Raw genomic sequence first — 20,196 nt, forward strand, 5'->3', positions numbered from 1 at the left:
GATTCCGACGCGGCGGCACAACGACGAACAACAACACCAACAAGAAACGACAACGGGAGCGACATGACCGAATCCGCGATACAGACCGAGCCGAAGGTCGAGCAGGATCATCAGGAACCCAGCCACCACCCGTATTTCCGGCCCAAGGACGCCGCGACGTTAATCCTGGTCGATCGCAGCGGTTCGACGCCGAAGGTGCTGGTCGGCAAGCGCCACGACAACGTCGTGTTCATGCCCGGCAAGTTCGTGTTTCCCGGCGGACGCGTCGACAAGAACGACGTCCGCGTCCCGGTCGCGGCGCCGATCCCGCCGGAGCTGGAAGCTAATCTGCTGAAGGGCAGCCCGAAGACCACGCCGTCCCGCGCCCGCGCGCTGGCGATCGCGGCGATCCGCGAAGCTTGCGAAGAGACCGGGCTGTGTCTCGGTTGCAAGACCGAAGCCAAGTCGAAGCTGGCCGGCCCGTGGCAGCCGTTCACTGAAGCCGGTCTGCTGCCCGATCCGTCGGGCCTGTTCCTGATCGCCCGCGCGATCACCCCGCCCGGCCGCATCAAGCGGTTCGACACCCGCTTCTTCACCGCCGACGCGTCTGCAATCGCGCACCGCGTCGACGGCGTGATCCATGCCGATGCCGAACTGGTCGAGCTGGTGTGGGTCGAACTCGGCTCCAAACCGCTCGCCGATCTGCATCCGATGACCAAGAACGTCCTCGGCGAACTCGACCGCCGGCTCGCCACAGGTCCGCTGCGCCACGACGCGCCCGTGCCGTTCTTCCATTTCTACGGCGGCAAGATGCAGAAGGACATGCTGCCGGGCGCCTGAGCGCCTGGCCCGTATCGACGAGGCCAAGCTCGAACTAACGGCGCGACCACCGCGCCGTCAGTTCGAGCAACAAAGCGATTGCAGCCAGCGCGCCGCCATAGAGGCTCACAACCGTCCAGCCGCCATGCGCCCAGGCGAAGGCGGCGCCGGCAGAGCCGATCGATCCGCCGATGAACATTCCGGTCATGAACACGGTGTTGAGCCGGTTGCGCGCTTCCGGAACCAGCGCATAGACGATGTGCTGGTTGGAGATCAGCGCGCTCTGCAGACCAAAATCCAGCACCACCACGCCGATCAGCAGTCCGGCGAGGCTGCCCCACAGACCGAACACGACCCACGACACCAGCACCAGAGCCGCGCCGACCGCGATCACCGGTCCCGGCCCGCTTCGGTCCGCGATCCGGCCGGAGATCGGCGCGGCCAGCACGCCGACCACACCGACGAGGCCGAACAAGCCGGCGGCTTGGGCTCCGAGACCGAAGTGCGGCTCCTGCAGATGCAGCGCCAGCACCGTCCAGAACACGCTGAAGGAGGCGAACAGCGCCGCCTGCACCGCAGTCCCGCGCCGCAAATCAGGCTGCTGGCGCCACAGCGACGCCAGCGACTTCAGTGCGGCGCCATAGCTGAGATCAAGGTGACCATGATGGCGCGGCAGCAGCCACGCCATCAGCGCCGCGGCCGCGAGCGCCACCGGCACGGATAGCCAGAACATCTCGCGCCAGCCGAGATGCCCGGCGACGAAGCCCGCCACCGTCCGGCTGAGCAGGATGCCGCACAACAGCCCGGACATCACCAGACCGATGGTCTTGCCGCGCCGCTCCGGTGCCGCCAGCGCCGCGGCGAACGGTACCACCCGCTGCGCGACGGTCGCACAGGCACCGAGCGCGAGCGACGCGGCAATGATCAGCCAGGCCGACGGCGCCAATGCCACCAACGCGGCCGCGATCGCCAGCAGCACGAACTGGCCGGCGATCAGCCGCCGCCGGTCGGTCAGGTCGCCGAGCGGCACCAGCAAAAACAGCCCCACCGCATAACCGAGCTGGGTCGCGGTCGGGATCATCCCGGTCAGCGACGGACTACCGAGATCGCGCTCGATCACCCCCAGCATCGGCTGGTTGTAATAGATGTTGGCGACGCTGATGCCCGCGGCCGCCGCCATCGCCAGCGTCAGCCCGGCGCCCATTGCGGGATCTGGCCCCACGGCGCCGCTCGAGTCGGTCTTGGGCGGCGGCTTGGGTCGAGAGGCCTCCGCGATGCGCGGGGCCGGCTCGCTGACACTCATCTGGGGCCTTTCGTGACAGAAACAGAATCGGAGGGGCGGGATTCCGAACATGGTTCGCAATTGCCAAAAATCGAGGGCGGCTTCGGGAAGGCCTGCGATGCGCGGAACGCGGTCTGGTCGGATTTTCCCGCCCTTTGGCGCCTTTAGGGGCGAGTTTTCGCGCTTCAGACCGATTTTGTCCTCTTGGCCCGACTATCCCTACCGAAAACCTTGACTTTCGGGCGTTGGCGGCTAGTTTGCCGGCCAAACGCGGGTCCTGACGTTCGACCTCGCCTGTTTATTCCCAAATTCCGAGGTTTGAGATCATGGCCAAGGCGGTCACCATCAAGATCAAGCTCGTGTCGACGGCCGACACCGGGTTCTATTACGTGACGAAGAAGAACTCGCGCACCATGACCGACAAGATGGTCAAGAAGAAGTACGACCCGGTCGCGCGCAAGCACGTCGAGTTCAAGGAAGCCAAGATCAAGTAAGCCGCCACCGGCTCACTGACAGCATTCCTTCCACGGGGCCTTCGGGCCCCGTTTCTATTTTGGGCGATGATCGGCAGCCTTCGCTCCGCCCACAGACGTCATCGCCCGCGCAGGCGGGCGACCCAGTATCCCAGAGCGCCCGAGATCAAACACAGAAGCCGCGGCGTACTGGATCCCCGCATCCGCGGGGATGACGACCGTGCGTGATCGTGAACTCGTGCAAATTGCCTCGGCTACGCCACCGCCGAGACCATGCCGATCGCTGCTCAGGCGGCGCGTTCGGTCTTGTAGGGACGCACCAGCAAGTCAGCCGGAATCTTCCACGCCTCCGCAATTTTGCGGATCATCTCGACGGTGAGTGCGCGACGACGCGACAGCACCTCGGACGCTCGCGACCGCGAGCCAAGGAGTTGGGCCAACTCAGCCTGCGTATGCCCGAGTTCGTCGATGGCGTACTGCAGGACATCGATCGGGTCCTGATCTTCGGCGATCACGATCGGCCACCGCTTCGCTTCGTAAAGCTCGACCAGCGCCAGCAGCACATCGAGCTTGTCGCCCTCTTCCGATCCTTCTGGCGCGCCCCAGCAAGCCTCTATCGCCGCAAGTGCGGCGCGGTGATCCTCGTCTGTCCGGATCGGGCGAACGTCCACGACGATCTTCCTTCTGAACCTCGTCGGTTGAGTTCCAGTTTGCAGCCCTGATCAGCGCGTACAAGCGCTCGACAGATGGCTTGGCTTCCGGGTGTTTGCCCCAGAACTCGACCAGCACGTTGCGGGCGATCAGACGCATGATCACGACTAGCACGTTCCCGTTTTGGGAACAATGCCAAGGGCGGAATTACGCTGCCGCTGCGACCACCCGATTCCGGCCGTCATGCTTGGCGCGGTACAGCGCGGTGTCAGCGCGTTTCAAGAGGTCGGGGATCGGCTCGCCCTTGCGTTCCAGCGTCGACAGCCCGATCGAGATCGTGACTTCGATGCGTCGGGTGCCCTTCTCGACCGCGAACGGTTCGCCGGCGATGGCGCGGCGCAGCCGTTCGGCCACCATCTGGGCGACGTGCAGATCGGTCTCCGGCATCACGATCACGAACTCCTCGCCGCCATAGCGGCAAGCGAGATCGATGCCGCGGATCGACTTCTTGATCCGCAGCGCGAACTCACGCAGCACGTCATCGCCGGCATCGTGGCCGTAGCTGTCGTTGATCGACTTGAAGAAATCGATGTCGAGGATCATCAGCGCCAGCGGCTTGCCGCGCGTGCCCGCCTGCTCGGCGAGCGTCGCCAAATGGCTCTCCATGTAGCGCCGATTGTGCAGCCCAGTGAGACCGTCGGTGATCGCCATCTCGATCGAATGCTGCACGTTGTCGCGCAAATGATCGGTATAGCGGCGACGCCGGATTTGGGTCCGTGCCCGCGCCATCAATTCGTTCTTGTCGACCGGCCGCAGCAGATAGTCGTTGACGCCGATCTCGAGGCCCCGCAGCAGCCGCGCGTTGTTCTCGGCGTCCGCGATCGCCAGGATCGGCACGTGCCGCGTGCGCTCCAGCGAGCGCGCCTGACTGCACAGCCGCAGGCCGTCGAAATTTTCCAGTCCCAGCGACACGATCAGCAGGTCGTAGTTGCCCTCGGCGGCATGGAACAGCGCTTCCGACGGATTGGTCTCGACGTCGACGTCGTGTTCAGCGCTGAGCAGCGGCGCCAGCCGCTCGTAGGACGACGGCCGATCGTCGACCAGCAGAATGCGGCCGCCTTTGCCCTGATCCGAGACGGCTTCACGCTCCGGCGCCTGCATGCCGATTTCGAGCGACGTGATCGCCCGCATCCGCAGCTCGTCGGTCATCATCTTCAGCCGGGTCAGCGACCGCACGCGCGCGATCAGCACCACGTCCGACACCGGTTTGGTCAGGAAATCGTCGGCGCCGGCTTCCAGCCCGCGCACCCGATCGGCCGGGCTGTCGAGCGCCGTCACCATCACCACCGGGATGAAATGCGTCTTGGGATTCGACTTCAGCCGACGACAGACTTCGAAGCCGTCCATGTCCGGCATCATCACGTCGAGCAGCACGATGTCGCATTCGGCGCGCTGGCAGATCTCCAGCGCCTGCACACCGTTCGACGCGGTGATGACGTCGAAATACTCGGCCGACAATCGGTCTTCGAGCAGCTTGACGTTCGTCGGGATGTCGTCGACCACCAAGATACGCGCTGACACGTTGCTACTCCTAGCCGATGAACCGGCGGACCGTCTCGATGAACTTGCCGACAGAGATCGGCTTCGACAAATAAGCCTCGCATCCGCCTTCGCGAATTCGCTCCTCGTCGCCCTTCATCGCGAATGCGGTGACGGCTACCACCGGAATGTGTCGGAGTTCGGCATCGTCCTTGATCCAGCGGGTGACTTCGAGCCCGGACACCTGGGGCAACTGAATGTCCATCAAGATCAGATCGGGACGCAGCTTGCGAACCAGGTCGAGCGCTTCATATCCATTGCTCGTTCCCGCGGTCTGGTAGCCATGGGCCTCCAGCAAGTCGCGAAAGAGCTTCATATTGAGCTCGTTGTCTTCCACGATCAGGACGGTTTTCGCCATCCCGCCCTCCAATACTCACACTAAAATGCCCGGGCCGGCGGCCCGCGATCGTTCGACAAGCCGCAAGACTCGGGCATGATTGAATAAAATACAGACGAGAAGTTACGGAAAGGCAAACACAACCGATGCGAAAGCGGCTTCAAGATCCACGCCAAGCGGCTGAAATCGTGGCAATTCAGGCGTTGTCCTTCATCGCAGGAGACCCCGAGCGGCTCGGCCTGTTCCTGGCCGAGACCGGCATCGGACCGGAGACCCTGCGGAGTTCCGCAACCGATCCGCAGTTCCTGATCAGCGTGCTGAACTTCGTGCTGCGCGACGACGCGACCGCGAAAGCCTTCGCCGACTCGGTCCAGCTTCACCCCACCAACGTCGCTGCGGCCCTGCAGGTTCTCGAGGACAAGCGATGGGAGCGTGACACGCCGTGAGCGGCGGCGACCCGAGCCCACCCACTGCGCCCGGCTTCTGCCGGGATTGCCTCGCCGACCAGCGCGCCGAGGCACGGCGCTGTGCGGCCTGCGGGTCGCCGCGCCTGCTGCGGCATCGGTCGCTGGGAGCGCTGTCGCTCGCCCATATCGACTGCGACGCGTTCTATGCGACGGTCGAGAAGCGCGACAATCCGGACCTCGCCGACAAGCCGGTCATCGTCGGCGGCGGCAAGCGTGGCGTGGTGTCGGCGGCCTGCTACATCGCCCGCACCTTCGGGGTGCGCTCGGCGATGCCGATGTTCAAGGCGCTGGCGCTGTGCCCGTCGGCGACGGTGGTGCGGCCCGACATGGCGAAGTACGTCCGGGTCGGCCGCGAGGTGCGGCAGGCGATGCGGGCGCTGACGCCGCTGGTCGAACCGCTGTCGATCGACGAGGCGTTTCTCGATTTGGCCGGCACCGAGCGGATGCACGGCATGGCTCCCGCCAAGGTGCTGGCGAAATTCGCCCGGGAGGTCGAGCGCGACATCGGCGTCACCGTCTCGGTCGGGCTGTCGTGCAACAAGTTCCTGGCCAAGATCGCGTCCGATCTCGACAAGCCGCGCGGCTTCGCCGCGCTCGATCAGGACGAGGCGCGCGAGATGCTGGCGCCGCGGCCGGTCGGCTTCATCTTCGGCGTCGGCCCGGCCACCGCGTCGCGGCTGGCGAGCCGCGGCTTCCGCACCATCGCCGATCTGCAGCGCGCCGATGAGATCGAGATGATGCGGCAGTTCGGCGACGAAGGCCGGCGGCTGTGGCGGCTGGCGCGCGGCATCGACGATCGCAAGGTGGTGCCCGATCGCGGTGCCAAATCGATTTCGAACGAGACCACCTTCGAGGACGACATCCGCGACCTCGCAACGCTGGAAAAGATCCTGTGGCGCCTGTCGGAGAAGGTGTCGTCGCGCCTGAAAAGCGCCGCCCTCTCCGGCTCGACCATCACCTTGAAACTGAAGACCGCCGACTTCCGTCAGCGCACCCGGGCGCAGACGATCCATGCGCCGACCCAGATGGCGAACCGGATCTTCTCGGTGTCGCGCGAGATGCTGAGCAAGGAAATCGACGGCACCGCGTTCCGGCTGATCGGAACCGGGGTCAGCGCGCTCACTGAACAAACTGGCCCGATTGAGGACGACATGCTCGATCGCCGCTCCGCTCACGCCGAACGCGCGATCGACGACCTGCGCAAGAAATTCGGCGACGCCGCCGTGATCCGCGGCATCGCCTTCGACCGGGTGCAGAAGCCGCCGGGATAAGGATCTGGTTACTTACACGGCTTGCCGGTGGTCTTGACCTCGAGTTTGCCCATCGCCCCGGCGAGGACAAAATCGTTGTAGTCGAGCACCAGCGAGCGCGACACGCCGTTCTCGTAGAGTTCGAACGACATCGCATAGACCGGTGTCTGCTCGCCGGCGTTGGCTTTGGCGTCGCGATCGTAATAGCTCACCGTCACCGGCCAACGCGTCAGCGACTTCATCGCGTCGTCTTTGGTGGACGGATCGGGCGATGCGACCGCGCCGCTGCCCTTGATCGGCTGGCCGATCACGGTAAGCGTATTGTAGACCTTCTCGCCATTGTCCGACCCGTCGTACACGGACAGGTTCAGCAGCGACTTGCCGGCGCGCGCGGCTTCGATGATGCGTTCGATCTGCTCGGTCGGAAACACCGTGGCGCCGTCGAGCTGGAACGTCTTCTGTACCGGCTGCTTCAGCTTCACCGTGATATGATCGCCGGTGCGCTCAGCGATGCCGTCGACGTCACTCTCGGTGGAGTCGTCCATCCGGGTGCCGATCTTGAAACGATAGCTCTTGCCGGCGGCGTCTTCCCAGCTCGATGAGCGCAGATCGCTGAGCGTGTTCTTGCCCTCGCCGCTCTCGATTTCCGACACCTGCCGAAAATCGGAGGTGTAGCCTTCGCAGGCGTTGCCCGAAAAGTTGTACAGAATGCGGCCGCGCACCGTATTCACCGAGGCGTTGTTACGGGTCTTGACCAGGCTGAGGTCGTACAACGCCTGATGCGGCAGGAAGTTGATCGCGGGGCCGGCAACGGCCGCCGATCCGGTCGACATGGCGAACACCGCCACGATTGCCAGCAGTCCCCGGCTCGATCGCGTCGTCTGTCGTGACACGGGCATGTCGTCTCCCTGATAACGGTTCAATGAGAATAGGTGGTGGCCGAAGTCGTCGCAACGGCCGAGACTTCCTGGACCATCGGATTGCGGTGAAATCACGGAGCAATTTGGTTCAAACGCAATTTGAACGGAACCTGGCGGTAGGCCCTCCTAGCGCGGTGACGCTGGCCCAGGTTGCAGCGGCTTGCTTGCAACAGCCGGCGCAATCGGCGAAACAGGACCGCCCGGCCGCGCACGCCGGGACAACGCGACAAGCAAATGGGGATCGGCATGACCGGGGTGATCGAGCAGAAACTGACCGCGCAGGGCATCGTGTTGCACGAGCCGGCGAGCCCGGTCGCCAATTATGTCGGCTTCGTCCGCACCGGCAATCTGCTGGTGGTATCCGGACAGGTGTGCTTCGACGGCGAAGGCAAGCTGGTCGCTCAGGGCAAGCTCGGCGCCGACGTCTCGATCGAACAGGGCAATGCCGCCGCGCGGGCCTGCGCGATCAATCTGCTGGCGCAGCTCAAGGCGGCGCTCGGCGATCTCGACAAGGTTGTGCGCGTGGTGCGGCTTGGCGGCTTCATCAACTCGACGCCGGACTTCGTCGACGGCCCGAAGGTGATGAACGGCGCGTCCGACCTGATGGTGGCCGCGTTCGGTGACAAGGGTCGCCACGCCCGTACCACGGTCGGTGTCGCCTCGCTGCCGGCCAATGCCGCGGTCGAGGTCGAGGGCCTGTTCGAAGTCGCGTAAGACGCAGGAGACAGAGCGATGCGCGCGCCCGACTGGCTGACCGCCCGACCGGTCGCGCATCGCGGCCTGCACGACCGCACCCGCGGCATCGTAGAAAACATGCCCGGAGCGATCAACGCAGCGATCGCCGGCAATTTCAGCATCGAAGTGGATATCCAGCTCACCGCCGACGGCGAGGCGATGGTCCACCACGACGACGACCTCGGCCGGTTGACCGACGGCGGCGGTCCCCTGCTCGGAATGACAGCAGCACAACTGCGGCAGGTGCCGTTCAAGGACACGTCCGAGCGAATGATGTCGGTCGGCGAGTTGTGCGATCTCGTCGACGGCCGTGCGGGGCTGGTGATCGAATTGAAGAGCCATTTCGACGGCGACCGCAAGCTCGCCCGCCGGCTGCTTCAGGTACTGGCCAACTACAAGGGACCGGTCGCGGCGATGTCGTTCGATCCCGACCAGGTGCTGGCGCTGCGCCAGCTCGCGCCGAAGCTGACGCGCGGCATCACCGCCGAGCGCAGTTACAACGACGCCTATTGGGCCAAGCTCAATCAGGCGCAGCGCGACTCCATGGTGGCGCTGAAGCACGGGCTCAGAACCCAGCCGCATTTCGTGGCCTACCGGGTCGACGACCTCCCTGCCCCGGCGCCCTGGATTGCCCGCAACCTGTTCGGCTGCGCGCTGCTGGGCTGGACGGTACGCACGCCCGAGCAGCGGGCGCGCGCGGCCCACTACGCCGACCAGATGATCTTCGAGGGCTTTGTTCCGCAATCGTGACCGCAACCGGTCTTGAACGAAGCGCGGCAAATGCCCAATCTCTGCGTGATGACAGTCACCAGCGCTCTTTCGACCGGCTCAGCGGTTTGACGATATCGTCCGACATCACTCTGGAAGCGGTGTCGTCGGTGGATGCGATCTCCGCCGCCGATTGGGATGCCTGCGCACGCTCCGGGACGATTGTCCCGCATCCGGATGTGACCGTCGCTTCAGGTAGCCGCTGCACCGTCCCGACGGCCGCCTACAATCCGTTTCTCAGCCACGCATTCTTCGCCGCGCTCGAGCAGTCGCGGTCGGCAAGCCCCCGCACCGGCTGGGGCGCACGGCATCTGATCGCGAGGCAGGACGGCGCGATCGTCGGCATCGTGCCGTGCTATCTGAAATCGCATTCGCAGGGCGAATACGTGTTCGACCGCGGCTGGGCCGATGCCTATGAGCGCGCTGGCGGCAGCTACTATCCCAAGCTGCAGGTCTCGGTGCCGTTCACGCCGGCGACCGGGCCGCGCCTGCTGATCCGCGATGGCGCAGACCCGATGCGCGTCGGCGGGGCGCTGGCGAACGGCCTGATGGCACTGTGCGACCTCAGCAAGGCGTCGTCGGCGCATGTCACCTTCGCGCGCGAGAGCGAGTGGCGGTTTCTCGCCGAGCGCGGCTTCCTGCAACGCACCGATCAGCAGTTTCACTGGCACAATGCCGGCTATGCCAGCTTCGACGACTTCCTCGCGACGCTGAACTCGCGCCACCGCAAAGGCATCAAGCGCGAGCGGCGCGACGCGGTGGCGAACGGCATCACCATCCACCACCTCACCGGCGCCGACATCACCGAAGACGCCTGGGATGCGTTCTTCGAATTCTACATCGAGACCGGCTCGCGAAAATGGGGGCGGCCGTACCTGAACAGGGAGTTCTATTCCCTGATCGGCCAGAGCATGAGCCAGGACGTTTTGCTGTTGATGGCGAAACGCAACGGCCGCTGGATCGCCGGCGCCATCAACTTCATCGGCGGAGACACTTTGTTCGGCCGACATTGGGGCGCGATCGAGCATCACCCGTTTCTGCATTTCGAAGTGTGCTATTATCAGGCGATCGAATTTGCGATCGAGCGCGGCCTTGCCGTGGTCGAGGCCGGCGCCCAGGGCGAGCACAAGATCGCGCGTGGCTATCTGCCGCAGACCACCTACTCGGCGCACTTCATCGCAGACCCCGCCTTGCGCCGCGCGATCGCCGATTATCTGAAGCGCGAGCGGATGTATGTCGACGAAATGGGACGCGAACTGAGCGAAGCTGGCCCGTTCAAAAAAGGTAACTTCGCCGATCCGGCTTGACCCGCCTGGGCACGGCGGGGACAATCGCGCCGCCAAGCCCGGAGCAGCCATGACCGCCTACGATCCCGAGAATATTTTCGCCAAGATACTGCGCGGCGAAATCCCGTGTCATAAAATCTACGAAGACGATCACGTCTTCGCCTTCCTCGACATCATGCCGCGTTCGACCGGCCACACGCTGGTGATCCCGAAAGCACCCGCGCGCAATATTCTCGACATCACGCCCGAGGATTTCGCCCATGTGGCGCGCGGCGCCCACAAGATCGCCCACGCGGCCATGAAAGCGTTCAAGGCCGACGGCATCGTGGTGCAGCAGTTCAGCGAACCGGCCGCCGGCCAGGTCGTCTACCATCTGCACATGCATGTGATGCCGCGCCACGACGGTGTGCCGCTGCTGCCGCCGGCCTCGCGCAAGGAAGAGCCCGCGGTGCTCGAACAACACGCCGCGCAACTGAAGGCGGCGCTGGCGCAGGGCTAGGCTTCCGTCCCATCGCTGCGCCGACCGCGACGGCGCAGCGACGTGAGGCCGGATGACACGCGACCGGGACGCTCGGCCTCTGCCCCGCCTCCGCGGCAGTCCGCCGCGACCAGCGCAGGTTGCCTCCGCGGCCGGAACGCCCGATCTCCGTTGAAGGTGATGATCGAGACCGGCCGCCGACGTGGCGTCCATACGCTGACGAGGCAACAGAGATGATCGCGCTGGTCGTTTTCGGATTGGGACTGGTCGCCCTCGTCGTCGGCGCGGAATTGCTGGTCCGCGGCGCCTCGAAGCTGGCGCTGTCGTTCGGGATCTCGCCGCTGGTGGTCGGGCTGACGGTGGTGGCGTTCGGCACCGGCTCTCCAGAACTCGCGGTCGCGATTCAAGCGGCGATCTCCGACCAAGCCGACATCACCGTCGGCAACGTGGTCGGCAGCAACATCTTCAATGTGCTGTTCATCCTCGGCCTGTCGGCGCTGATCACCCCGCTGATCATCAACCGGCAGCTGATCCGCCAGGAGGTGCCGATCATGGTGGGAACGTCGCTGCTGGTGGCCGCGCTGGCCTGGGACGGCAGTCTGTCGCGCCTCGACGGATCGCTGCTGGTCTGCCTGCTGGCGGCCTATACCGGCTTTCTGATCGTGCAGAGCCGTCGCCAGGAGGCAGCCTCGGATGCGGACGAGCCGATCGCGGCGGAGACCGGATCGCGCTGGGACTCCAAGCTGCCGGTACAGATCGCGCTGATCCTTGTCGGCCTGGTGATGCTGGTGTTCGGCGCGACCTGGCTGGTCGAGGCAGCGATCACGTTCGCACGGCTGTTCGGCGTCAGCGAGATGGTGATCGGCCTGACCATCGTCGCGGCAGGCACCTCGCTCCCCGAGGTCGCGACCTCGATCATGGCGGCGATCCGCGGCCAGCGCGACATCGCCGTCGGCAATGTGGTCGGCAGCAACACCTTCAATCTGCTCGGCGTGCTCGGCGTGTCCGCCGCGGTGGTGCCGGGCGGGCTCTCGATCGCTCCGGCAATGACGGCGTTCGACATCCCGGTGATGGTCGCGGTGGCGATCGCCTGTCTGCCAATCTTCTTCACCGGCAACCTGATCGCCCGGTGGGAGGGCGCGCTGTTTCTGGCGCTGTATGTCGTCTACACGATCTATCTGGTGATGGCCGCCCAACAGCACGACGCCCTGTCCACCTACGGCTTCGTGCTCGGGACCGTCGTTCTTCCGCTGTGCGCGCTGACCATCGCGGTCATCACCTGGCGGGAGTGGCGCGCGAGGCGGCGAATGCATTGACGATCGCCTAGCGCGGCGCCGCAGCGTTCACGCCGCGCGCCCGTCCTGCTACTTCCCCATCGAATGCACGCAGCGATCCGGCTTCAAATCGATCAGCGGCGTGCCGTCGAGGCAGTCGAGGCCGCGCACCAGCACGGTCGCGCCCTCGATCCCGACCACATCGACCGATGAAATCCCGATCGGATTCGGGCGCAGCGGCGAGCGCAGCGCAAAGGTGCCGCGCGGTCCGTCGATGCCGTGACCGCGCTGGATCACCAGATCCCGCCGCGATAGATGCAGCCAGTACACCACCTGCGCATGGGCGAACTTGTCGAGCCCCTGCAAAGCCTGAGTCCACGGCTCGAAGATCTCGAGGCGGCACACCGGTCCTTCGCGATTGCCCTGCCGGGGCGTCTCGCCGCGCGAGGTCCAGGGCGTGCGGATGCGGCCGATAAAGATCAGGCCGGCGTCGGTCGGCGGCGGCGCCTCGACCACGACCTCGCCTTCGCGGATTTCACCTCTGTCGGTCATCATCGTTCGCCTTCTGCCTAAAGGCCCGGTGTAGCGCGAAACCGGTTCGGTTTCATCGCCACCAAAGTTGGCCGAGCAGCAGCACCACCTCGCCTGCCACCACGCCGGCGAAAATCGACCGCCGTGCCACCAGAAACACCGCGAACCCGGCCGCCACCGACCCGTAGCGCAGCAGCGGCGACACGCTGGCCAATGCTCCCGGCGGCAGGAACAGGATCTGGGCGATCACCCCGGCGAGGATCGCGGTGGCGACCGCGCGCACCCAGATCAGCAGTTCGGAGCCTTCGTCGATGCCGCCGCCGAGCCACAGCCCGAGCATCCGCCAGACTTCGTTCGGCAGCACCCCGGCCAGCACCAGCACCAGCAGTGCCTGCCAGTCGCCGATGAATTCGCTCATGCCCGCCTCCGCCGTCGCAGCCGGTGCACACCATAGGCGATGGTGCCGGCGGAGACGCCGCTGATCAGCACGTCGACGCCGGTGTGCAGCATGGCAACCAACGGAAACAGCGCGAGCCCGAGCACCAGCGCGACGACGTCGGCGAGCTCGCGGCAGTTGCGCGCGGTCGAGAGCAGGAACGCCAGCGGCGTCAGCAGCAGGATCGCCGCGCCGAACGATCGCGGCAAATTCGCAGCCAATAGAAAGCCGATCACATTGGCGACGAGGCACACCAGGATCAGCCCGGTGCCGAGCCCATTGGCAAACGCGATCCGGCGCTCACGCGGCACTTGCGGCAGCAGCCGGAAGCATTCGACCCACATCGTTACGGCGACGAAATGAGCCGGTAACACAAGCTCGCGCAGCCTGGTGGTCGGCGACTTCAGCAACGGAAGCACCGACACCACCATCGGAAACAGCCGGATCGCGCTGACGGTAACGGCGATCGCCGCCTGAACCGGCGTCGCACCGGAACCGAGCGACGAGATCAGGATGATCTGCGCCGGGCCAGCCCACACCAGCACCGTACTGATCAGCACCCACCCGAGACTGAAATGGCTGTCGTGCGCCAGCGCGCCGATGCCGATGAAGGTCGCGAACAACACCAGCGTCAGCACGGTGGTGCCGGCGGCAGCGAGTCCGTAAAGGAAGGCACGCAACGGGGACTGCCATTGCGGAGATTCGAGAGGCGGCGGCACAGGGATTCCAATCGATCGGTTGCAGCCGCATAACGGGCGGGAAATTGCAGGCGGTCAAGGCCGCGCGCTGCGGCTCTGATCTGCTACGCGCTATCCTGGAATCCCGCGATTGCGCAACACCAAGCACGCCTGCCCGGCCCGGCGGATTTGCTTGCACAGATCGTCTGCCTCGTGGCGCGTGTCGGCACCGATCCGCACTTGATAGAAGGTCCGTGTACCGCGGCTGCGGAACACGGCGCTCAGCAGCGTCGGATCGCGCTCGCCGATCACGGAGCTCAGCCGCGCCATCGCCCGCGCGTAGCTCGCCAGCGCCCGGTTGCGACTAAAGCCGGCGGCAAGCTGCACGCCCCACGGCCGGTCGGCGCCGAGTTTGACGCGTTGTTCAAGCTCGGCAACGAACGGGTTCGGCGCGCGCTTCAGCAGCGCCATCAGCGTGCGGCAATCGGTGTCGGCCTTTGCTTCCGGCAGCTTCGCGGCGCGCCCCGCCTTTGCCCAGTCGTCGACCGAACTGCCGGTGATCGCGTACACGTAGTCCCGCGTCTGCAGCGGCATGCCGCCGGTGCCGGCGAGCCATTCCTGCACCCGGCGCGGCCCGGCATTGTAGGCCGCGGCCGCCAGGCCGAGATTGCCGAACTGCTCGCGCAACTCCTTCAGAAACTCGGCCGACTTCGGCAGCGCCTGCACCGGGTCGAACGGATCGAGCAGCCGGCGTTCGCTGGCAGTGCCGGGCATGAACTGGGCGATCCCTTGCGCGCGCTTGCCGCTCCGCGTCACCGGCCCGACTGCATCGGGCTGGAACCGGCTCTCCTGCCAGATCACGCGGGCAAAGAATTCCAGCGGCAGGTCATGGGCCTTGGCGGCGGATTCGATCATCAGGCAGATCGACTGGCGCGTATCAGGATCTCCATCCTTCTCGGCCGCATCGGTCGGCTTGCCGCTGGGCTGAACAGAATCGGGCGCAGCCGACGGCTTGGCTGGTTCCGCGGCAGGCGGTGGCGTGGTGGTCTCGGTTGCGGCAGGCGGCGACCTGTCAGGTTTTGGCGGGGGCGTGTCCTCCGCACGCGCCGCGGTGAGCGCAACTAAGGAGAGCACGACTGCGCCGAGCCAACGCGGCCGACTCATGCGCGGTTTTCCTTCACAGCCATATTCCTGCTCGGACAACGGACCAGCGATTCCTGGCGACGATCGGGAACGCATGATGGCCGAAACCGATCCGAATGCCAGAGGTGCGGCAGATCGCCCTCGGCGCTCCGCCGCATTGCTCAACAACGCCTGAAGACGGCGCGGCAATACCGCAAGCCTCGTTGCCGCCTCGTCTTTCCGGCAATTGCTTGCTCGATCCATTGGACTACAACGTCGGTTCGAAACGCCACGCGCGAACCGCGGCATCGATACCGCGGCTCGGATTCGCCAGGGGACGACGACCATCAAGCGCAAGCAACCCAAACAGCGCCGGCCGAAGAAGAAGCATCACGGCGGTCAGCCGCGCCCGTCGGCTGCGGCGCGAGCGCCGCTTCCTGACGACAGCACAGATGCCGCCGCGAACGTCGACGCTCCGCTTCCGGCCGAGCCGGCAGCAACCGAGCCTGCGCCGATGGCTGCCGAGCCGCGCCCGGCGGCGGTCAAACCGGAACCTTCCCCGAGGCAACACCCTGGGCCCAAGCCGAAGCAACCGCAGCTCAAACCGGTAAAACCTGTGCGCGGAACCGGGCAAACTTCGCCCACGCCCGCCGCAGCTCCTGCGACCGCGGTCCGGCCGCCCGCTACGCGCGCCAGCTTCCTTCCGCTCACTCTTTTGCTGGGCGTCTGCGACAGCCTGTTCGAGATGCTGCGCAACCGTCCGCAGCGGCTGCTGCTGTGGGTGCTCGGTCTCTATGGCACGTTGTGGTTCGTCAGCGCGATCAGTTTCCCTGGCCTGCCCGCGGTCGGCTACGAGATGGCGCTGTTCGGCAGCGAGCTGCAGGGCGGCTACTGGAAGTATCCACCGCTGGCGCCGTGGCTGACCGAGCTCGCTTCACTCGCCACCGGACGCTGGACCGGCGCACAGCTCCTGCTCGCGCTCGGATCGGCATTGATGACGCTGGCGCTGCTGTGGCGGCTCGGCGCTTCGATCGTCGGGGCCAGCGGCGCAACGCTCGCCGTGGCGCTGACGATCCTGATCGGCTGCTTCGGCCCGCAGGTTACCGCCTATGATCCGGCGATCGCCAGCCTCCCGTTTGCGGTCGCCGTGGTGCTGCTGTATCGCCGCGCCGTACTTGGCGGCGCAAGGTCGAGTTGGATCGGATTCGGCGTCGCTGCAGCGCTGCTGATCGCCACCAACCACGCCGGCGCCGCTCTCGTCCTCGTCCTCGTCGGACACCTTTTACTGACCAAACAAGGCCGCCGGCACCTGGCGACCACCGGGCCGGCCGTCGCCGCAATTGCCTGTTTCGTCGTGCTGCTGCCGCATCTGATGTGGCTATCGCAAGCCCATGTCGCTGCGCTCACCCCCGAAGACGGAGCGAGCGGGCCGTGGCCGAAGATCGGCGCGGCATTCGCCTTTGTGTTCGGTCAAGTCGGATTGAACCTCGGACTGATCGTCGTCACCGCGCTGGCCTTGATCCCGCGTTTGCCGCTGCAGGGCGCGCCGACGGAGGTCGAGCTCGCGGCTCCGACGGCGTTCGATCGCTCGCTGCTGGTCTCCGTCGCGGTGCTGCCGTCGATCCTGGTGGCCTTCGGCAGTGTGGTCGGCTGGTTCACGATCGGCGCCTACACCGGCAGCGCGCTGGTAGCGTTCTCCGGCCTCGCCGTGGCCGCGCTGCTGCCGGCGCGGCTGTCGATCCGGGCACCGCGGCTCGCGATCGCCGCGTGGCTGCTCGTGCTGTTCGGAGTGCCGATCGGCTACGCCACCTCGACCTACTCGCGCGCCTATGGCAGCGGCCCAGTGCCGACCGAGCTGTATCCCGCCAAGGCGCTGTCCAATGCCATGCAAGCGGTGTGGAAGAGCCGCACCACCCGCCCGCTCGACATCGTCACCGGCAGCGCCCGGGAAGCCGGATTTGTCGCGGCCTACGCGTCGCCGCGACCTTCGGTGTTCATCGATGCCGATCCCGCCAAGAGCCCCTGGATTACTCCGGAACGTCTCAAGCGGTCCGGAACGCTCGTGGTATGGACAGCCGATGAATTCCAACGAACCGACGTGCTGCCCCCACCGTATCGCGCTGCATTGGGACAGACGGCACCGTTGATTGGCACGCTGGTGCTGCCGCTTGGCGGCGGCAAGCTCAAAGCCTACGGCTGGGCCATGATCCCGCCCGAAGGTGTGGTGCTGTCGCCACCGGCCCCGCCCCCGGCCCCGCCGGCTCAGGCCGCGCCGCCGCCTTCCCCCGCTCAGCCGGAGTCTCCGCCATCCGTTGCAGAGCCTCGTGCCCCTCCTCCAGAGCCGAAGGCCGAGCCGGCAGCGCCAAACCCGGCGCCGATCCCGCCGGCTTCGACCGAGGCCGCACCGGAAGGGCCATCACCGGCCGGCCCGCCACCGGCGCGGCGGGCCGAATAGAGAATTTCCGGTTCTGTTCCCGTCAGAACCGGAGCTCTGGTCCGGCTTCACAAACGAAAAGGCCGACGATCGCTCGCCGGCCCCTTCTTTCTACATTCGCTTTGCGGATCAGGCCTTTTCGACCTGATCCTTGATCTTGGCCTTGCGCGACGAGCCGCGCTTCTTGGCACCGCCGGGCAGGTTCTCGGGCTTCGGGGTCACCGGGCCGTCGAGGAATTCGAAGCTGATCTTCTCCAGCTCGACGCCGGCGACCGCCTCGTCCTTGACCAGCACCACCTTGACGTGACCGCCGCCCTTGAGCTGACCGAACAGCACCTCGTCGGCCAGCGGCTTCTTGATGTGCTCCTGGATAACGCGGGCCATCGGCCGGGCGCCCATCTGTTCGTCGTAACCGTGCTGCACCAACCAGGCCTTGGCCTCGTCGGTCAGCTCGATGGTGACGTCGCGATCCGCGAGCTGAGCTTCGAGCTGCAGCACGAATTTCTCCACCACCATGCCGATGACGTCGGCATTGAGATGCGCGAACGACACGATCGCATCGAGACGGTTGCGGAATTCCGGCGCGAACTGCCGGTTGATCGCCTCATGGTCGTCGCCTTCCCGCTTGCTGCGGGTGAAGCCGAACGCCTGCCGGGCCAGATCCGCCGCGCCGGCGTTGGTCGTCATGATCAGGATTACGTTGCGGAAGTTGACCTGCTTGCCGTTGTGATCGGTAAGCCGGCCGTGATCCATGATCTGCAGCAGCACGTTGTACAGATCCGGATGGGCCTTCTCGATTTCGTCGAGCAGCACCACGCAATGCGGATGCTGATCGACGCCGTCGGTCAGCAGGCCACCCTGATCGAAGCCGACATAGCCGGGAGGCGCGCCGATCAGACGCGACACGGTGTGGCGCTCCATGTATTCCGACATGTCGAAGCGCAGCAGTTCGACGCCGAGCGACGACGCGAGCTGCTTGGCCACTTCCGTCTTACCGACACCGGTCGGACCGGAGAACAGGTAGCAGCCGATCGGCTTCTCCGGTTCACGAAGGCCAGCACGCGCCAGCTTGATCGACGCCGACAGCGACTCGATCGCCTTGTCCTGACCGAACACCACGCGCTTCAGGGTCTGCTCGAGATGCTTCAGCACCTCGGCGTCGTCCTTGGACACGCTCTTCGGCGGGATCCGCGCCATGGTCGCCACCGTGGCTTCGATCTCCTTGATGCCGATGGTCTTCTTGCGCTTGTTCTCCGACAGCAGCATCTGCGCCGCGCCGGATTCGTCGATCACGTCGATCGCCTTGTCCGGCAATTTCCGGTCATGGATGTAGCGCGACGACAGCTGCACCGCAGATTCGATCGCCTCGTTGGTGTATTTCAGCTTGTGATAGTCCTCGAAGTAAGGCTTCAGCCCCTTCAGGATCGCGATCGCGTCTTCGACCGTCGGCTCGTTGACGTCGATCTTTTGGAAGCGCCGCACCAAGGCACGGTCCTTCTCGAAGTGCTGACGGTATTCCTTATAGGTCGTCGAGCCCATGCAGCGGATGGTGCCCGAAGCCAAGGCAGGCTTGAGCAAATTCGAGGCATCCATCGCGCCGCCGGAGGTCGCCCCGGCGCCGATTACGGTGTGGATTTCGTCGATGAACAGGATCGCATTCGGATGGGCTTCGAGCTCCTTCAAGACTTGCTTGAGGCGCTCCTCGAAGTCACCGCGGTAGCGCGTGCCGGCGAGCAGCGTACCCATGTCGAGCGAGAACACGGTGGCTGCCGACAGCACCTCCGGCACCTCACCGTCGACGATGCGCTTGGCGAGACCTTCGGCGATCGCCGTCTTGCCGACGCCGGCTTCGCCGACGAACAGCGGATTGTTCTTCTGCCGACGGCACAGCACCTGAATGGCACGATTGATCTCGGAATTACGGCCGATCACCGGGTCGATCTTACCGTCTCGCGCCTTCTTGTTGAGGTTGACGCAATAGGTGTCGAGCGCGTCGCCCTTCTTCTTGGCGTCGTCGCCGCCCTTGGTCTCGGTCTCTTCATCGACACCGCGCACCGGGCGCGCTTCGGACACGCCAGGCCGCTTGGCGATTCCGTGGCTGATGTAGTTGACCGCGTCGTAGCGCGTCATGTCCTGCTCCTGCAGGAAGTACGCGGCGTGACTCTCACGCTCGGCGAAGATCGCGACCAGTACATTGGCGCCGGTCACTTCTTCACGACCTGAGGATTGTACGTGGATCACGGCGCGCTGAATCACGCGCTGGAAGCCGGCCGTGGGCTTGGCGTCTTCGGAGCCGTCGGTGACCAGATTCTCGAACTCGGTTTCGAGATAGTTGACCAAGCTGGTACGCAGCTTGTCGAGATCGACGCTGCAGGCGCGCATCACCGCGGCGGCGTCCGAATCATCCACCAGCGATAGCAGCAGATGTTCCAGGGTTGCGTATTGGTGGTGCCGCTCGTTGGCGATGGCAAGCGCGCGATGGAGGGATTGCTCAAGGCTTTGCGAAAATGTCGGCATTGCGTCCTCTATGTCCCCCGCTGATCATGATCGCCGCTGCACCGTGACGCAACAACAACCTTTCCAGATATAGTGTCCAAACCTGATCGCGAAAGACCGGTTCCGTATCAGCCGTCCACCAGCAAGTCCGGGAAAACCCGCCTCCCTTCCCCGATGCAAGA

Annotated in this window: 20 protein-coding genes; 10 read left to right on the forward strand and 10 right to left on the reverse strand. The window is 65.5% G+C overall.

Going from position 1 to position 20,196, the window contains the following annotated elements:
• Positions 1 to 63 precede the first annotated feature (63 nt).
• The gene (locus tag DNX69_RS09685) at positions 64 to 819 is read left to right on the forward strand and encodes an NUDIX hydrolase (RefSeq protein ID WP_110785780.1); all 756 of its coding nucleotides are present in this window, start codon (positions 64 to 66) and stop codon (positions 817 to 819) included.
• Positions 820 to 853: 34 nt separating this feature from the next.
• On the opposite strand, the gene DNX69_RS09690 is transcribed toward DNX69_RS09685, so the two are convergent.
• Positions 854 to 2,101, reverse strand: coding sequence for an MFS transporter (locus DNX69_RS09690; RefSeq protein ID WP_110785781.1), 1,248 nt, complete (start codon positions 2,099 to 2,101; stop codon positions 854 to 856).
• A gap of 305 nt (positions 2,102 to 2,406) precedes the next feature.
• On the opposite strand from DNX69_RS09690, the gene rpmG reads away from it, so the two are divergent.
• The gene (gene rpmG / locus DNX69_RS09695) at positions 2,407 to 2,574 is read left to right on the forward strand and encodes a 50S ribosomal protein L33 (RefSeq protein ID WP_011158674.1); all 168 of its coding nucleotides are present in this window, start codon (positions 2,407 to 2,409) and stop codon (positions 2,572 to 2,574) included.
• Positions 2,575 to 2,840: 266 nt separating this feature from the next.
• Here rpmG and DNX69_RS09700 read toward each other — a convergent pair whose 3' ends face one another.
• From DNX69_RS09700 to DNX69_RS09715, 3 genes are all read right to left on the reverse strand, one after another.
• Positions 2,841 to 3,224: a helix-turn-helix domain-containing protein gene (locus DNX69_RS09700; RefSeq protein ID WP_110785782.1), complete on the reverse strand. Its 384-nt coding sequence runs from the start codon at positions 3,222 to 3,224 to the stop codon at positions 2,841 to 2,843.
• Between the two features lie 187 nt (positions 3,225 to 3,411).
• Positions 3,412 to 4,785: a PleD family two-component system response regulator gene (locus DNX69_RS09710; RefSeq protein WP_110785783.1), complete on the reverse strand. Its 1,374-nt coding sequence runs from the start codon at positions 4,783 to 4,785 to the stop codon at positions 3,412 to 3,414.
• A 10-nt stretch (positions 4,786 to 4,795) separates the two neighbouring features.
• Entirely contained in the window at positions 4,796 to 5,161 is a 366-nt protein-coding gene (locus DNX69_RS09715; protein WP_011158678.1) for a response regulator, read from the reverse strand.
• 125 nt (positions 5,162 to 5,286) lie between these two features.
• On the opposite strand from DNX69_RS09715, the gene DNX69_RS09720 reads away from it, so the two are divergent.
• Both DNX69_RS09720 and DNX69_RS09725 read left to right on the forward strand, forming a co-directional pair.
• Positions 5,287 to 5,586, forward strand: a complete 300-nt coding sequence (locus DNX69_RS09720) for a DUF3572 domain-containing protein (protein ID WP_110785784.1) — start codon at positions 5,287 to 5,289, stop codon at positions 5,584 to 5,586.
• Positions 5,583 to 6,878, forward strand: a complete 1,296-nt coding sequence (locus DNX69_RS09725; RefSeq protein WP_110785785.1) for a DNA polymerase IV — start codon at positions 5,583 to 5,585, stop codon at positions 6,876 to 6,878. Before DNX69_RS09720 ends, DNX69_RS09725 begins: the two co-directional genes overlap by 4 nt.
• Positions 6,879 to 6,886: 8 nt before the next feature.
• Here the strand turns inward: DNX69_RS09725 and DNX69_RS09730 are convergent, their stop codons facing one another.
• On the reverse strand, positions 6,887 to 7,756 hold the full coding sequence (locus tag DNX69_RS09730) for a cell envelope integrity EipB family protein (protein WP_110785786.1): 870 nt from the start codon (positions 7,754 to 7,756) through the stop codon (positions 6,887 to 6,889).
• A 267-nt stretch (positions 7,757 to 8,023) separates the two neighbouring features.
• On the opposite strand from DNX69_RS09730, the gene DNX69_RS09735 reads away from it, so the two are divergent.
• From DNX69_RS09735 to DNX69_RS09755, 5 genes are all read left to right on the forward strand, one after another.
• A complete protein-coding gene (locus DNX69_RS09735; protein WP_110786053.1) occupies positions 8,024 to 8,491 on the forward strand; it encodes a RidA family protein in 468 nt (155 codons plus the stop codon).
• A gap of 18 nt (positions 8,492 to 8,509) precedes the next feature.
• Complete coding sequence (locus DNX69_RS09740; RefSeq protein ID WP_110785787.1) at positions 8,510 to 9,262, forward strand: glycerophosphodiester phosphodiesterase; 753 nt, start codon at positions 8,510 to 8,512, stop codon at positions 9,260 to 9,262.
• Positions 9,263 to 9,348: 86 nt separating this feature from the next.
• Positions 9,349 to 10,587, forward strand: coding sequence for a GNAT family N-acetyltransferase (locus DNX69_RS09745; protein ID WP_110785788.1), 1,239 nt, complete (start codon positions 9,349 to 9,351; stop codon positions 10,585 to 10,587).
• 49 nt (positions 10,588 to 10,636) lie between these two features.
• Complete coding sequence (locus DNX69_RS09750) at positions 10,637 to 11,065, forward strand: HIT family protein (RefSeq protein ID WP_110785789.1); 429 nt, start codon at positions 10,637 to 10,639, stop codon at positions 11,063 to 11,065.
• A gap of 212 nt (positions 11,066 to 11,277) precedes the next feature.
• Complete coding sequence (locus tag DNX69_RS09755; protein WP_110785790.1) at positions 11,278 to 12,360, forward strand: calcium/sodium antiporter; 1,083 nt, start codon at positions 11,278 to 11,280, stop codon at positions 12,358 to 12,360.
• A 48-nt stretch (positions 12,361 to 12,408) separates the two neighbouring features.
• On the opposite strand, the gene tsaA is transcribed toward DNX69_RS09755, so the two are convergent.
• The 4 genes from tsaA to DNX69_RS09775 all read right to left on the reverse strand — a co-directional run bounded on the left by tsaA (position 12,409) and on the right by DNX69_RS09775 (position 15,126).
• Complete coding sequence (gene tsaA, locus DNX69_RS09760; protein WP_110786054.1) at positions 12,409 to 12,870, reverse strand: tRNA (N6-threonylcarbamoyladenosine(37)-N6)-methyltransferase TrmO; 462 nt, start codon at positions 12,868 to 12,870, stop codon at positions 12,409 to 12,411.
• 52 nt (positions 12,871 to 12,922) lie between these two features.
• Positions 12,923 to 13,267: an AzlD domain-containing protein gene (locus DNX69_RS09765; protein ID WP_110785791.1), complete on the reverse strand. Its 345-nt coding sequence runs from the start codon at positions 13,265 to 13,267 to the stop codon at positions 12,923 to 12,925.
• Complete coding sequence (locus DNX69_RS09770; RefSeq protein WP_110785792.1) at positions 13,264 to 14,004, reverse strand: AzlC family ABC transporter permease; 741 nt, start codon at positions 14,002 to 14,004, stop codon at positions 13,264 to 13,266. The genes DNX69_RS09765 and DNX69_RS09770 overlap by 4 nt, the downstream gene beginning before the upstream one ends.
• A 90-nt stretch (positions 14,005 to 14,094) precedes the next feature.
• Entirely contained in the window at positions 14,095 to 15,126 is a 1,032-nt protein-coding gene (locus tag DNX69_RS09775; RefSeq protein WP_110786055.1) for a lytic transglycosylase domain-containing protein, read from the reverse strand.
• Between the two features lie 703 nt (positions 15,127 to 15,829).
• On the opposite strand from DNX69_RS09775, the gene DNX69_RS09780 reads away from it, so the two are divergent.
• A complete protein-coding gene (locus DNX69_RS09780; protein WP_110786056.1) occupies positions 15,830 to 17,539 on the forward strand; it encodes a glycosyltransferase family 39 protein in 1,710 nt (569 codons plus the stop codon).
• A 108-nt stretch (positions 17,540 to 17,647) separates the two neighbouring features.
• Here the strand turns inward: DNX69_RS09780 and clpA are convergent, their stop codons facing one another.
• Positions 17,648 to 20,035 carry an ATP-dependent Clp protease ATP-binding subunit ClpA gene (clpA, locus tag DNX69_RS09785; RefSeq protein ID WP_110785793.1) on the reverse strand — a complete coding sequence of 796 codons (2,388 nt, stop codon included), beginning with the start codon at positions 20,033 to 20,035 and terminating at the stop codon, positions 17,648 to 17,650.
• Positions 20,036 to 20,196: the final 161 nt, after the last annotated feature.

The organism is Rhodopseudomonas palustris (assembly GCF_003226555.1).
Taxonomy (GTDB): Bacteria; Pseudomonadota; Alphaproteobacteria; order Rhizobiales; family Xanthobacteraceae; genus Rhodopseudomonas; species Rhodopseudomonas palustris_I.

What these genes read in the sequence shown, in the direction of transcription:
- DNX69_RS09685 (WP_110785780.1), top strand. Translation starts at nt 64, where the DNA reads ATGACCGAATCCGCGATACAGACCGAGCCGAAGGTCGAGCAGGATCAT.
- DNX69_RS09690 (WP_110785781.1), bottom strand. Translation starts at nt 2,101, where the DNA reads ATGAGTGTCAGCGAGCCGGCCCCGCGCATCGCGGAGGCCTCTCGACCC.
- rpmG (WP_011158674.1), top strand. Translation starts at nt 2,407, where the DNA reads ATGGCCAAGGCGGTCACCATCAAGATCAAGCTCGTGTCGACGGCCGAC.
- DNX69_RS09715 (WP_011158678.1), bottom strand. Translation starts at nt 5,161, where the DNA reads ATGGCGAAAACCGTCCTGATCGTGGAAGACAACGAGCTCAATATGAAG.
- DNX69_RS09720 (WP_110785784.1), top strand. Translation starts at nt 5,287, where the DNA reads ATGCGAAAGCGGCTTCAAGATCCACGCCAAGCGGCTGAAATCGTGGCA.
- DNX69_RS09730 (WP_110785786.1), bottom strand. Translation starts at nt 7,756, where the DNA reads ATGCCCGTGTCACGACAGACGACGCGATCGAGCCGGGGACTGCTGGCA.
- DNX69_RS09735 (WP_110786053.1), top strand. Translation starts at nt 8,024, where the DNA reads ATGACCGGGGTGATCGAGCAGAAACTGACCGCGCAGGGCATCGTGTTG.
- DNX69_RS09740 (WP_110785787.1), top strand. Translation starts at nt 8,510, where the DNA reads ATGCGCGCGCCCGACTGGCTGACCGCCCGACCGGTCGCGCATCGCGGC.
- DNX69_RS09750 (WP_110785789.1), top strand. Translation starts at nt 10,637, where the DNA reads ATGACCGCCTACGATCCCGAGAATATTTTCGCCAAGATACTGCGCGGC.
- DNX69_RS09755 (WP_110785790.1), top strand. Translation starts at nt 11,278, where the DNA reads ATGATCGCGCTGGTCGTTTTCGGATTGGGACTGGTCGCCCTCGTCGTC.
- tsaA (WP_110786054.1), bottom strand. Translation starts at nt 12,870, where the DNA reads ATGACCGACAGAGGTGAAATCCGCGAAGGCGAGGTCGTGGTCGAGGCG.
- DNX69_RS09765 (WP_110785791.1), bottom strand. Translation starts at nt 13,267, where the DNA reads ATGAGCGAATTCATCGGCGACTGGCAGGCACTGCTGGTGCTGGTGCTG.
- DNX69_RS09775 (WP_110786055.1), bottom strand. Translation starts at nt 15,126, where the DNA reads ATGAGTCGGCCGCGTTGGCTCGGCGCAGTCGTGCTCTCCTTAGTTGCG.
- DNX69_RS09780 (WP_110786056.1), top strand. Translation starts at nt 15,830, where the DNA reads ATGCTGCGCAACCGTCCGCAGCGGCTGCTGCTGTGGGTGCTCGGTCTC.
- clpA (WP_110785793.1), bottom strand. Translation starts at nt 20,035, where the DNA reads ATGCCGACATTTTCGCAAAGCCTTGAGCAATCCCTCCATCGCGCGCTT.